The sequence below is a fragment of the Arcobacter sp. CECT 8983 genome (genome assembly GCF_004118855.1).
Lineage (GTDB): Bacteria > Campylobacterota > Campylobacteria > Campylobacterales > Arcobacteraceae > Halarcobacter.
Genome location: NZ_PDKF01000004.1, coordinates 368,395 through 381,436, shown reverse-complemented (window position 1 = coordinate 381,436; position 13,042 = coordinate 368,395). Strand labels below are relative to the sequence as shown.

General features: G+C 26.7%; 10 protein-coding genes. 2 read left to right on the top strand and 8 right to left on the bottom strand.

Annotated features, from left to right (window positions below; translation table 11 throughout):
* The first annotated feature begins 74 nt into the window (after positions 1-74).
* Complete coding sequence (locus CRV01_RS04750; protein WP_129007091.1) at positions 75-512, top strand: globin; 438 nt, start codon at positions 75-77, stop codon at positions 510-512.
* Positions 513-516: 4 nt separating this feature from the next.
* On the opposite strand, the gene CRV01_RS04745 is transcribed toward CRV01_RS04750, so the two are convergent.
* The 7 genes from CRV01_RS04745 to rhuM form a co-directional block, all read right to left on the bottom strand.
* Positions 517-1,284: a GGDEF domain-containing protein gene (locus tag CRV01_RS04745; protein WP_129007090.1), complete on the bottom strand. Its 768-nt coding sequence runs from the start codon at positions 1,282-1,284 to the stop codon at positions 517-519.
* 76 nt (positions 1,285-1,360) lie between these two features.
* Entirely contained in the window at positions 1,361-1,570 is a 210-nt protein-coding gene (locus CRV01_RS04740; RefSeq protein ID WP_129007089.1) for a hypothetical protein, read from the bottom strand.
* A 60-nt stretch (positions 1,571-1,630) separates the two neighbouring features.
* Positions 1,631-4,831, bottom strand: a complete 3,201-nt coding sequence (locus CRV01_RS04735; protein ID WP_129007088.1) for an NAD-glutamate dehydrogenase domain-containing protein — start codon at positions 4,829-4,831, stop codon at positions 1,631-1,633.
* A gap of 71 nt (positions 4,832-4,902) precedes the next feature.
* Positions 4,903-5,373 (bottom strand): Cys-tRNA(Pro) deacylase, encoded by a 471-nt coding sequence (ybaK, locus tag CRV01_RS04730; RefSeq protein WP_129007087.1) that lies wholly within the window; start codon positions 5,371-5,373, stop codon positions 4,903-4,905.
* Positions 5,374-5,394: 21 nt separating this feature from the next.
* On the bottom strand, positions 5,395-7,740 hold the full coding sequence (locus tag CRV01_RS04725; protein WP_129007086.1) for a diguanylate cyclase: 2,346 nt from the start codon (positions 7,738-7,740) through the stop codon (positions 5,395-5,397).
* 77 nt (positions 7,741-7,817) lie between these two features.
* Positions 7,818-8,891, bottom strand: a complete 1,074-nt coding sequence (locus CRV01_RS04720) for a DNA alkylation repair protein (protein ID WP_129007085.1) — start codon at positions 8,889-8,891, stop codon at positions 7,818-7,820.
* A gap of 12 nt (positions 8,892-8,903) precedes the next feature.
* Entirely contained in the window at positions 8,904-9,761 is an 858-nt protein-coding gene (gene rhuM, locus CRV01_RS04715) for a RhuM family protein (protein ID WP_129007084.1), read from the bottom strand.
* 261 nt (positions 9,762-10,022) lie between these two features.
* Here rhuM and CRV01_RS04710 point away from each other — a divergent pair, with 261 nt between their 5' ends.
* Positions 10,023-11,114 (top strand): hypothetical protein, encoded by a 1,092-nt coding sequence (locus CRV01_RS04710; RefSeq protein ID WP_129007083.1) that lies wholly within the window; start codon positions 10,023-10,025, stop codon positions 11,112-11,114.
* A gap of 559 nt (positions 11,115-11,673) precedes the next feature.
* Here CRV01_RS04710 and CRV01_RS04705 read toward each other — a convergent pair.
* Positions 11,674-12,978 carry a 2-isopropylmalate synthase gene (locus tag CRV01_RS04705; protein ID WP_129007082.1) on the bottom strand — a complete coding sequence of 435 codons (1,305 nt, stop codon included), beginning with the start codon at positions 12,976-12,978 and terminating at the stop codon, positions 11,674-11,676.
* Positions 12,979-13,042 lie beyond the last annotated feature (64 nt).

Here is a 13,042-nt window from a genome sequence, read left to right as displayed (position 1 = left end):
TAGTTTACAAACTTTCTAAAACTTATAAATAAAATGTTGTATATTTTTTCAAATTTTAAATTAGGAATATAATAATGCAATATAACATAACACCCGCACAAATAGGAACTAGACCTCAAGTATCTTTACCAAATCCAAAAATATTAGAAGCTTTAGGTGAAGAAGGCATGAGAAAAATGGTTTCTGACCACTATGATTTATTAAGACAAAGTAATATTAGAGGACTGTTCCCACCTACAGATGAAGGTTTTGAGATGGCTAAAAAGCACTCTGCTGACTTCTTTATACAAATTTGTGGAGGCCCTAGATATTTTGATATGAGTAGAGGTGCTCCAAGAATGGTTGCAAGACATATGCCATTTGCTATTACGCAAGAAGCTAGAAGAATCTGGTTAGAATCTTATATTATGGTTTTAAATACTCTTGATTTAGATGAAGAACTAAAACAATCTTTTTGGAACTATATTGATATATTTTCAATTTGGATGATGAATACACACGACGAAGAGTAGTAGCTTATACTACTCTGTTTCTTCCAAGTCTTTTAGCTTGAGATAAAGCATGTCTTGCTTTTAATAACAACTCATCTTTTTGGTCTGGATGTAAGGGCATTAAAGTACTAACTCCAGCACTTATAGTTAAGATATTTGAAGCTATTGAATTATCGTGGGGAATATTTAAACTTCTAACTGACTCTAAACATTTATTTGCAATAAGTGTTGGTTCTTTTGTATTTGGAAGTAAAATATAAAACTCATCGCTTTTGAATCTTGCAACTAAATCACTAGGTCTATTGCTATGATTTACTAAGATATTAGCCACAAGTTTGATACACTCATCTCCTTCATTTTGACCATAAATATCATTGAAGGCTTTAAACTCATCAATGTTTATAACTATTAAAGATAGACATTGTTTATCTCTAATTGCTCTTTTAACCTCTTCATTAAATCTTTCCATAAAATATTTTTTATTTAAACATTGTGTTAAAGGGTCAATGTGAGAGTGAATTTTTAGCTTTTCATTTTCATTTATAATTTCATGTGTTCTTTCAATAATCTCTTTTTCAATATATTTTTTCTTATAGATTTTAAAGAAAGTAAAAATAAGTGCTAAGGCAATAAATATAATTGCCAATGAGATGATTTTTAATTTAAACATTTCATCTGAGGCAAAACCATTTGAGCTAAAAAACTCAATATAAGTAGTCGTAGAAATATATGCTAATAATACAATTGATAATAAGGTAGAAAACTTACAAAAGTTAAACTTTTTAATATTCATGAATGCCCTAAAGATTTATTAAAATATTATACTCTAATTTATTTTAACAATCTATTCTAGGGCTTCACAAAAAAATCTATTTTTTACTTGTATCTATACCTGGTGCTTCTTTAGTTCCAACATAATCATCAGGAACACTATTATATTTTAAATATGCAAAGAAAGCACCAACTAATAAACAAAATACAACTACAAGTCTAACTGTATTTCTTTTTTGTTTTGATTCTTTGTCATTATAATCATCAATTTTATCTAAAGATAATTCATCATCCATATTACTTTTCATGATAACTCCTTTTTTTCTTAATATATATTATGTTAACTTATAATAAAAATTAAGTCAACTTTATAATAATGATACCATCATTTGGTTAACAGTAACTGCTATTTCTTTAATATCTTTATTTTCTTTAGTCATAAATGTATCAAGATTATCTCTAACTTTATAGAAAATATCTTTTTCATTATTTATATAATTTAAAAAAGCAGCTTCTGGTTCTTCATTCATTCTTTGAAAATCAAGAATCTTTTTAGTGTAATCAACAACAATAAAATCTATAAACTGTAAAACTTGATTTCTAAGAACCATATCATTTCTATTTGCTATTTTTACTTTGTTAAGTGCAATAATAATATCTAAGATATTAAATTCATGTACTAATAAATAGAATAATGTAACAACATCTTTAAAGGAATGACTTGTTGAAGACTTGATTGTAATTGCAGGAATTGCAAATCTTAGGTAATCTATTACAGTAAAGAATTGATTAAATACTTCATCTCCTTTTATATAGTTTTCTGCTTTTTGTTGATGCACTTGTTCTAATAAAGAGAATAACTCCTCTTTATGGTCTAAAATATGTGTTGCATCAAGTTGATTCTTTTTAAGATATTTAACCATCCATTTTGTACTTGCATATAAGGTATATTCTAATTTTCCTATTAACTTATATTGGCACTCTACATCCATAATATAGTCTTGTGAATATATTTTTTGTCTAATTTCTTTAGCCCCAAATAGTTGTTTTGCTATTAAATAAGATTTGATTTTTAATAAGAATCTTTCATGTCCTAATTTTAAATAATCACTTACAAAAGTACAACCTTGTGAATTTAAAATAACATCTGCCATTTTAGTTGCAATAATTTCTCTTTTTAGAGGATGTGTTAATAATTCATGTTCATATGCTCCCACAAAAGATTTAGGGAAATATTTATATAAATATCTTAATGCAAACTGTTCATCTACAAGGGTTGATTCTAATAATATTTTTTTAACAAAAATTTTTGAATATGAAAATAGTGAACAAATAACTGGTCTTACAATAGAGCCATCAATATCAACTACTTCATTTATATTTTCACGTTTTGGAATAAAGAACGATCTTCTATCAAAAGCTTCAACATTTTCTTCTAAGACTTCTATTACTTTTAGGAAATCATTTTGATATTTTCTTGAGAATCTTTCATCAATAGATATAGCTAAAGCTTGATTATAAGTACTTTGTAAAACTAAATTCACAACTTGATCTGTCATAGAGTTTAAAGTACTTTGAGTCTCTTCTTTACAAATATTGTCTGTTACACTTATTGCATTTAAAAGAATTTTTAAATTTACTTCGTGGTCTGAAGTATCAACTCCACCTGCATTATCAATACCATCAATATTTATTCTTCCTCCACTTAAAGCATACTCTATTCTAGCTTTTTGTGTGAAACCTAAATTTCCACCTTCACTAACTATTTTTGCCTTAATATCAGTAGCATCGACTCTTACTGCTTCATTTTGCTTGTCACCAATATCAATAGAGTTTTCATCACTTGCTTTTACATATGTACCAACTCCACCATTAAACAGTAAATCTACTTCCATAGTAAGTAACATTCGACAAAGTTCTTCTCCACTTACTGTCTTTTTAGTAGTACCAACTAATTTTTTAATTTGAGGACTTAACTCAATTTCTTTATCACTTCTATTAAATATTCCACCACCAGCAGAGATTAATTTAGTATTATAGTTTTTCCATCCACCATTTTTAGATTCAAATAATCTTTTTCTCTCTTTATAAGAAACTTCTAAATCAGGATTAGGGTCAATAAATATATCTTTGTGTGAGATTGCGGCAAGTAGTTTAAATTTATCTGATTCAATTAAACCATTTCCAAAAACATCTCCACTCATAGAACCAATACCAACTATAGACACTTCATCTTTATAAATATCAATTCCTTTTTCAATAAAGAATCTTTTTGTTGACATAATTGCTCCACGAGCAGTAATTCCTAAATCTTTATGTCCGTAGCCATTACTTCCACCACTAGCAAATGCATCACCTAACCAATAATTTCTTTGGATAGCTATTTCATTTGCCACATCACTCATTGCTGCTGTTCCCTTATCTGCTGCAACAACAAAATATGGGTCTTCACCATCATAATTTACAACTTCAGGATTGATTACTACTTTTCCATCAACCATATTATCTACTAAATCTAGATTTGAATTAATATACAGTGAATAAATCTCTTTGAAGTACTCTTTTGTAACTTCACTTGTTTCTTTGTTTATTACAAAACCACCTTTTGAACCATCAGGAATAATAATAGAATTCTTTCCTTCTTGAGTAATCATTAAAGATTTTACTTCTTGTCTATAATCTTCATGTCTATCAGACCATCTTAGACCACCTCTTGAAATCTTACTCATTCTTAAATGAACACCATAAAAGTCAGAATGATAAACAAAATTTTCAAAATTTGGTTGTATTCCTTTTAGGTTTTGACCAAATTTTTTTCCATCAATTTTAAAGGCAATAGTCTCTTTGTTTAAATAAAAATTTGTTCTTAAAAGTGAGTCTAAAAAAGAGAAAGTTAGTTTTAAGATTTTATCATCAGTTATTTGAGGAATTTGTTTAATTTCCTCAGATATAACTTCTTCTAATTTAGATAATTCACTTTCTCTTTTTTTAATTTTTGGATTAAACTTTGTACAAAAATACTTTACAAAATAATCTGTTATTTTATGATGAGTAACAAAGGTATGAAGTATAGTTTCTGAATTTATAGTTAAAACAGCTTGGTCAATATACTCTATAAATGCCCTTACAAGCGTTATGTATCTTAAATCAAAATTTTGATTATAAACAAGAGAAAAAACCTGTGAGTGATCCATTGAACTATCTTTTAAACAAGTAGTTATTATTGATTCTAAATTTTCTTTTGCATTATTAATCTTTTTTTCTTCAGTTTTATCTTTTAGCTTTAAATTAAAACGTGAAACAAAAACCATATTTTTATTGTTTTGAATATTATAAGTTACCTCATCAACAATCACAAAACCAATATCATGTAAAATAGGTGTTGTTTCTGATAAAAATATTTGTTTTTTAGAATATATTTTTATACTATATGAACCATTAACGTCTTCAATTTGGGTTACTATATTAGTTTTCATAACCTTTTCAAGAAGCTCATTGGAAATTTCTAAATCATTTGGAGTCAAAAGTTGAGAACAAATTGCATTCATATCTGAAGAAGTAGTAGCCATAAATATCCTTTTTTTTGTTATTATTTATAATACTACTCTTTAAAAATTAAGATTTTATTAAAGAAATATATTTACTTAGCGCAGATATCCATAATTTTAAGTTTAAGTAACTTTTCAATATCTTTTACACTAACTTCAATATCAATACCTCTTTTTCCACCACTTACATAAATCTTTTCAAAGTCTAAAGCACTTTTATCTAATACAGTTCTTAACCTCTTTTTTTGTCCAAAGGGAGAAATTCCTCCTAAAAGATAACCTGTTACTTTTTGAGCTTCATCTTTATTTGCCATTATTGCACTTTTTGCATCAAGTGCTTTTGCAATATTTTTTAAAGACATTTTTGAACTAACAGGAATAATTCCTACTGCTAACTCTTTTGGATTTAATTCTACAAGAAGGGTTTTAAATACTTGTTTCGCATCTAAGTTTAGTTTTTCTACAACTTCTAAGCCATAGTTTTGACATAAAGGGTCATGGTCATACTTATGTATAGAAAATTCACATTTATTTTTTTTAAGAAAATTTATTGCAGGAGTCATCTATCCTCTTTTTTTTGTTAACTATAACAAAAATACACTTTTATTTCTTCCTTTACTTTTAGCCTTGTATAAAGCTTTATCTGCTCTACTTAAAATAGTTGCTTCTGTATCATTGGCTTTATATGTAGTAATTCCAATACTTGCTGTTTTTTTGCCAATATAAGTAAATTTCTCTTTTTCTATTGAATTTCTAATATACTCTGCTTTAGCTTGAGCACCCTTTTCATCAGTATATGGACAAATAATTAAAAACTCTTCACCTCCCCATCTTCCAAGGACATCCATCTGTCTTAAGTCTCTTCCTAGAACTTTGGCAAACTCTACTAAAACACTATCTCCAACTTGATGTCCATATTCATCATTTATCTCTTTAAAATGATCAATATCTACTAAAATCAATGAAAACTTATATCCTGTTCTACCACTTCTATAAATCTCTTTTTCTAGTTCTGTATCTAATTTTTGTCTATTATAGATATTTGTTAATTTATCAGTAATATATAGTTTTTCTAATTTTTGATTTTTTTCTTCTAGAAGTTTTTCTGTAAGCCTTAACTCAAAAAGTAGCCTTTCTGAATGTTCTTTTTGTTGTTTTAATTTCCTATTCCAATATATAAAAAATATAATAATAAAAGTAAAAAAGAATATCGTATATAAAACAAGAGTATAGTCTTTTCTACTCGCATAAGAAATTGCAACATATTTATTATATATTTGCTCTTTAGTTTTAGCTGTTATACTTGATAATAAATTTCTAAAGATTTCAAACAACTCTGGCTCATCATTTCTAAAGCCCATATGTAAAACTAACTTTTCATCAAATTTTGCAGCTATCTTTAACTGTCCTAAATAAGACTCTTGAAACTTATATGCTGCTATTGGCAAAGCCCCAACAAAACCAAATAATTCTCCATTTATAACTTTTAATAAACCATCATCTACATTTTTTACATTTACAAAATTTAAAAAAGGATATCTTTGTTTTAAAGTATCTTCAAAACTATAATCTTTTACTATTCCTATTCTTTTACCTTCTAATGTACTAATATTATCTGTAAATGGAATATCAAGTTTTGTTGCTAAAACTAATGGTGCAGAAAGTATTGCAGAAGAGAAGTTTAAGTACTTTTCTCTTTCTTTTGTTTTCATTCCTAAAGATAAAATATCACATTTTCTAGCTTTCAAAAACTCTAATGTTTGAGTCCAGCTTTCTGTTTTGACTAAATTTATAGGAACATTTAACTCTTTTCTAAATATCTCAAAGTAGTCTTTACTTAATCCTCTATGTTTACCTTTTGAATCAACCTCTTCAAATGGCATCCAATTTGGATCTATACAAAAAGATAATTCTTTTTTCTTTTCTAAATATTTTTTTTGTTTTTTGCTTAACATAGGATTAGTTTTTACTGGTTCTAAAATAAACTCATCAAGGCTATTTATTCTTGATTTATTTTTTACTATGCCCGTTTGAATATAAGTATCTGCTATTCTTTTTACTCTATTTAAATCAATACTTCCTATAGGATATACAGATTTTAGTATAAGGTTTTCTATTTGATTTGCTTCAAAAAGTAATTCTTCTCTTGTCTTATTTTGAGAGTTATACTTTTTTAAAATAATATCAACTAACTCTTCTTTATTTTCTAAGGCATATTTCCAACCTTTAATGGTGGCTGATTTAAAAGCTTTTACTCTATTTGGGTATTTAAAATATTGAGCTTTTGAAGTAAATAAATTATCAGTGTAAAACTCTGCCCCATAATTTTCAGGATTTATTATATTGTACTTTGCACCCTCTTTATTTAATTTATAAACTTGATTAGTAAGAAAGATAGAAGTTACATCTACTTTTTTTTCTATAAAATCATCTATGCTAAAATTTTGAGGAACATCAATAAAATCATTTTGTGAAATATCAAACTGTTTTAACATTAAATGAAAGGATGAGTTTTTTAAAGCATCTTTTCCTCCCATAAACTTTTTTCCACGAATATCACTTGGAAGCATAATCTCTTTTTGACTAACTAAAACTAAAGGAGAATGTTTTAAGAAATTTGCAATAAATATTAAATCATCTCCATTTAAATATCTTTCAATGATACTAGAATAAGATATTGCAAAATTAATTTTATCAGCTAAAACATCATCAATAACCGAATCTTTTTTTTGATAATTCATCTCTTTAATTATGACATCTAACCCAACATCACTATAAAAACCTTTTTCTTTTGCAGCATAATATCCTGCGTATTCAAATTGATGTAACCAAGAAAGTTGTAGGATTACTTTTGTATTATTTGCCATTAAACAAGTTGGAGAAAAGAAAAAAATAAAAAAGAAAAGAAAGGTTTTTAATGTAGTTTTCATAATATTACCTTTATGTTACAACTATAATAACCTATAATAATTAAATTTTTTATTAGAAAGATAAATTATGAAATTATCTAAAAAAGATTAAAGGATTCTTTACATTTAACATCAGAGTTAATTATTATTTCTATTTGATGTTCACCCTTATAATGTCTTCTTGTTGTCATATTTTTAAAACTTTGTCTTTTTGAAAAACTTTTTGTTTTTGTTTTTATTTCATTTTGACTTATTAAAAATAGTTTTCTTGAACTTTTATCTTTGGCTTTTTTATAAATAATTGCATATTCAATTCTTAACTTTCCTAACTCTTGATTACTTTTTATATCAAAAGAGAAATTTAGATTTTCTCCCATTTTTAAACTCTTATCACAAATAAAGTTTTCAACTTCTACATGAGAATTATTTATGTAACCAAATAAACAAAGGACTTCTTTATCTGCTTTTTTTAGTAAAGTCCTAGCAGCATGTTTGCAAATCCAATCTAGTTCTTTTGTTTTTCCAAGGTTTGTTTTTATAAACTCAATTACAAGTTTTGGATTATCTTTTGAGATATCATTTAGATTATTAGCAACACTTTTTTGTACATACTTTGATTTATCATTTTTAAGAAGTTCGATTATCTCAAATACTTTTGTAGGGTCTTTTTTGAATTTAGGAAGAGCCACAGCCCAAGGAAGTCTAGGACGACAACCTTCACTTGCAAGGCGTCTTATATGTTCATTTGAACTTTTTGCCCAAAGTTTCATTTGAGACATTGTTTCATCTTCACAATTTAATATAAACTGTCTTATTGCAAACTCAGAACTTGAATCAAGAGTAAATACTTCTAAGGCTTCCATAGAGTTTTGAAAATCTTCTAATCCATAAACTTCCACAAAATCTTGAAAAAACATAGCATCAAAACCACTAAAATCATGTGATGTAGGTTTTAGTATTTCAAGTTGTTCTTTATAAGATAAAGGTAAAAAAGTATTAAGAGTAACTGCAATATGTCGCATACGCATCTTTAACTCTAAAGTTTCCCAAGTAGAATTAAATATAGAGTTAATAAAACTATCACTATCAAACTTTTGATAGTTTTCTTTTATTTTTTTTGCTAGATTATTTATATACTCTTTTGTATATACATTTTTTAATTGTTCTGCCATATTTTCTTCTTTTTAATCTAGTTTTGATATTAAGTCATTTGCACTTATATTTATCTTAGAAAATGCAAACCATTTTTTGCCAAGGTCTTTCAAACTCGCACCTAAATGATAAACTTCTTTTTTATCAATGATTAAAAACCTATCGTGAGAGTTTTTAAAAGTTTTTAGAATGATATTATCATACTGTTTTGAATATTTTACAAAATCTAATTTTAATTGCTTTGAAATAGTATTTGTAAATATTATTACTTTTATATTTGGAACTTTTGAAAAAAGTGTAAAAGTTGTATCATCTATATAATTATCAATAAGTATTATCTCTTCTTTCGTTGTTCTTAATAAATCAGATACAAAGCTATAAGCATCATAAACTTGTCCATCATAAAATATACCTTGCTTGATTTTCAAACTATTATCTTCTAGTCTTGATGAGATAGTATCAACCTTATTCTTTAATATATTTACATCATTCTCAAGATTTACAAATCTTTCATTTGTGATTTTATCGCTGTTTATTACATAGCCATTTTGAATATAATTTTTCAGAATTTTTGTTGCCCATTGACGGAATTTAACACCCCTTTGAGATTTTACACGATAACCAATAGAAATTATTACATCTAAATTGTAATACTCTATATTATAAGTTTTACCATCTAATGCAGTTGTCGCAAAATTTGCGACAACTGATATTTTTTCTAACTCTTTTTCTTTAAAAACATTATTAATATGTTTACCAATAGTTTTTACATCTCTACCAAAAAGTTCAGAGAGTTGATTTCTATTCAACCATACTGTTTCGGTATTTATAGAAACTTTTAGTTCTAATTCTCCATCATTATAAACTACTATATTTGATAAGTCATTCATAAGAGTACCTTTTAAGATTTATTGATTTTAAACTATATCGTAGAAAAAATGTTTAGACTTAAAATATTGCAGATTGTAAAGTTTTAGTATTATAACTCTTGTTTTAAATAATAATAGATGATTATGATTTATAATAAAATATTTTAATAGTATCAAATAAACTCCTTTGTTATAGGATTTGTTTTAAGTGTATTATTATCGTGTGATTTAAGAGTGTTTTATATAAAATGTATGGTTAATAAATAATTATATTAGAGTAAAATGAAAAATATAATAGATATAGAGTTAATTACAAAATTTCATGACAAAGTTAATAGTAACTCATATTTTGTATTACACAGATACAAAAATGTGAATGAAAAAAATCAATGGAATATTATATGTTCTTGCATGGATTGGATATCTGTTGCAATTAGAAATTTATATGATATGAAAAATGATAATACCAATATTGATGTTTTAAGTATGCAAACATATTTGTATATTTCATCCATAGATATTATTTTTGAAGCTATTACACAATTACATAGGGTTTTGGCTTGCGATAATTCAATTCCTTTTAAAAATGATAACAGTGTTTTTCAAAAAAGCACCCCATTTGAACATATGGATGATAATACATACTTTAAACATATACGTGCAACTTTTGGTGCACATCCCGTAAATTTAAATGATAAAAGTGGACAATGGTTTGCTAGTTGGCCATATAAAGATTTTATGGATGAGTATGATTTTCAAGTTCGTTTATACAGTAATAAACCTAAGCAAGAAGACATAACTTTTGGTATAAAGTTTAACGAGTTAAATAACTTTTTAAATTTAAGATATTCATATTTAAATGATTTAATTGAAATGATAAATAACCAGTATAACAACTATGTATTAGAAAAGAAAAAACAAATAATTATTACTGAGAAAAATATCATTAAACAACTTGAAATCTTACATGAAGAGGCAAAGAATCGATTAGATAATGATTATTATATTTATGCTATTGTTGATTTATTAAAAATCTTTAATACTCAATTATCGTCAGACCATACTCTTGAAAAAAAATACAAAGAGGAATTAAAAAAAGTTATTGATGAAATTCATAAAAATTTGCAAAACATGGAGATAGTTGATTTATCAACAGATAAAATTTTATATCCAGATTATCCGTCTTCATTATCATATGAAATGTCCAAACTCTTACCAATTTTGTCACATTCAACTCATGACCCTTTATTTGATTTTTATCTAAAACAAATTAATGAGAAATCTAATAAAGAGATAATAATTTATGAAAATGATTCAAATAATGAAATATTTTTGAAAGTAAAAATTTTGATTTATTTTAAAATGTGGTTATAAAATCTGGGGACATAATACTAATAATTTATGTCAATAATTATCTTGAAAAGGTAAACCTCTCCGCTTCTCTTACTTTGTGTGGACAAAGTAAACCTTGTGCTTGCACTCTCTTTGAGAAAACCACCAACCGTATCAAAGCCCTTTGGGTTCTCTCATTTATTATTTATCTTTACTCAAACAGTTGTAACTCTTTTAGAAGAGAAATAAACATTCGGCTTTTGCAAATGTTGGAATCAAAGGTGGGATAAAGACATTTAATTTTTTAATTTGTTTAGACTTCTAACTTCTCTTTACTAAATTTACAAATGATAGTTTGAACTGTAGGGATTTTTTCTGCCTTTGATGAAGCTGGAAGTTAGATGTTTATTTTCTGTAAAGCCCGAAACTTTTTGAGCGTAAAAAAGAGTGCTAAATGCACTCTTTTGCAAGTTTTACAGGGCAGAAAATAAATATTTAACTGGAAGATAGCTTTGCATTCATCAATTCGGCAGTCTTTTTTGCTTACTTTTTCGAGATCAAAAAGCAAAAAAAGCGAAGACTGCTAAGTCTTCATGAAAAATTATCTTTTTTTATACCCCTCATAAAGTTCAATAATCTCCTCTTTACTCAATTCTCTTTGAACTTTATCACTCTCTTTTTTCACTAAAAGTCCAAACTCTTTCGCGTCTTGGTTATCTAACTTATCTCCAAAAAATTCACTTATAATAAAAGCAACTCCACCTTTTCCTGATTGGGAATTTACTCTAATAACATCTTCATATCCTCTTTTTATATCTTTTGGATCGATTGGCAAGTATGGGACATTCCATTCTTGGCAAGAGTTTTTTCTATAAAAGTCTATTCCTTTTTTGATAGCATCTTGATGTCCACCACTAAAAGCTGTGAAAATCATATCTCCCACATAAGGATGTCTTGGATTTATATTTAACTTTGTTAAGTTTTCATACATCTTTTTTACTTCATCTATGATTGATAAATCAAGCTTAGAATCAATACCTTGTGAGTGTAAATTAAATGCAAAATTTACTAAATCCAAGTTCCCTGCTCTCTCTCCATTTCCAAATAAAGTTCCCTCTATTCTATTTGCTCCTGCTAAAACTGCAAGTTCTGCTGAAGCTACTGAAGTTCCCCTATCATTGTGTGGATGCACGCTTATTATAAGGGCTTCTCTATTATTTAAATTATTGCACATCCACTCTATTCTATCTGCATAAATATTTGCAGTACAAGCTTCTAAAGTATTTGGCAAGTTTATTATCATCTTGTTTTGTTTTGTTGGTCTAACTACATCAATTACTTTATTACATATTTTTACTGCAAACTCTAAATTGGTTTGAGAAAAACTCTCCGGGGAATAATCATATGTAACATTTCCCTTAAAATCTTTTGTAAGTTCTACTAAATATTTCATAGACTCAACTGCCATAGAGATTATCTCTTCATCACTTTTTTGAAAAACTACTCTTCTTTGGAACTCATTTGTGGGATTGTATAGATGAAAAATTCCATTTTTTACTCCCCTCATAGCTTCAACACTTCTTTTTATCCACTCTTTTTTTGCTGGAATCAATACTTGAATAGCAACATCATCAGGTATTAGATTCTCTTCAATCAATTTTCTAGTAAAATTAAAATCAGTATCACTAGCACTTGGATAACTTACTTCTATTTGTTTAAATCCCATTTTTACTAAAGTATTAAAATACTCTAACTTTTGCTCGATATTTAAAGGATTCACCAAAGCTTGGTTTCCATCTCTTAAATCAACACTTCCATAAATAGGTGCTTTTGTGATTTGATTATTTGGCCAAGTACGTACGAAATCTTTGACAATAGGATATTGTCTATATTTTTTATATGTCATTTTATTCTCCATGAATTTATATATTTTGCAAATATTTGCGACAAAAATTAATAAGGTTTGATTT

Bases quoted from the DNA above. Each gene is read 5' to 3' on its own strand.
- CRV01_RS04750 (WP_129007091.1), top strand. From the start codon at position 75: ATGCAATATAACATAACACCCGCACAAATAGGAACTAGACCTCAAGTA.
- CRV01_RS04705 (WP_129007082.1), bottom strand. From the start codon at position 12,978: ATGACATATAAAAAATATAGACAATATCCTATTGTCAAAGATTTCGTA.
- CRV01_RS04710 (WP_129007083.1), top strand. From the start codon at position 10,023: ATGAAAAATATAATAGATATAGAGTTAATTACAAAATTTCATGACAAA.
- CRV01_RS04720 (WP_129007085.1), bottom strand. From the start codon at position 8,891: ATGGCAGAACAATTAAAAAATGTATATACAAAAGAGTATATAAATAAT.
- CRV01_RS04725 (WP_129007086.1), bottom strand. From the start codon at position 7,740: ATGAAAACTACATTAAAAACCTTTCTTTTCTTTTTTATTTTTTTCTTT.
- CRV01_RS04740 (WP_129007089.1), bottom strand. From the start codon at position 1,570: ATGAAAAGTAATATGGATGATGAATTATCTTTAGATAAAATTGATGAT.
- ybaK (WP_129007087.1), bottom strand. From the start codon at position 5,373: ATGACTCCTGCAATAAATTTTCTTAAAAAAAATAAATGTGAATTTTCT.
- CRV01_RS04735 (WP_129007088.1), bottom strand. From the start codon at position 4,831: ATGGCTACTACTTCTTCAGATATGAATGCAATTTGTTCTCAACTTTTG.
- CRV01_RS04745 (WP_129007090.1), bottom strand. From the start codon at position 1,284: ATGAATATTAAAAAGTTTAACTTTTGTAAGTTTTCTACCTTATTATCA.
- rhuM (WP_129007084.1), bottom strand. From the start codon at position 9,761: ATGAATGACTTATCAAATATAGTAGTTTATAATGATGGAGAATTAGAA.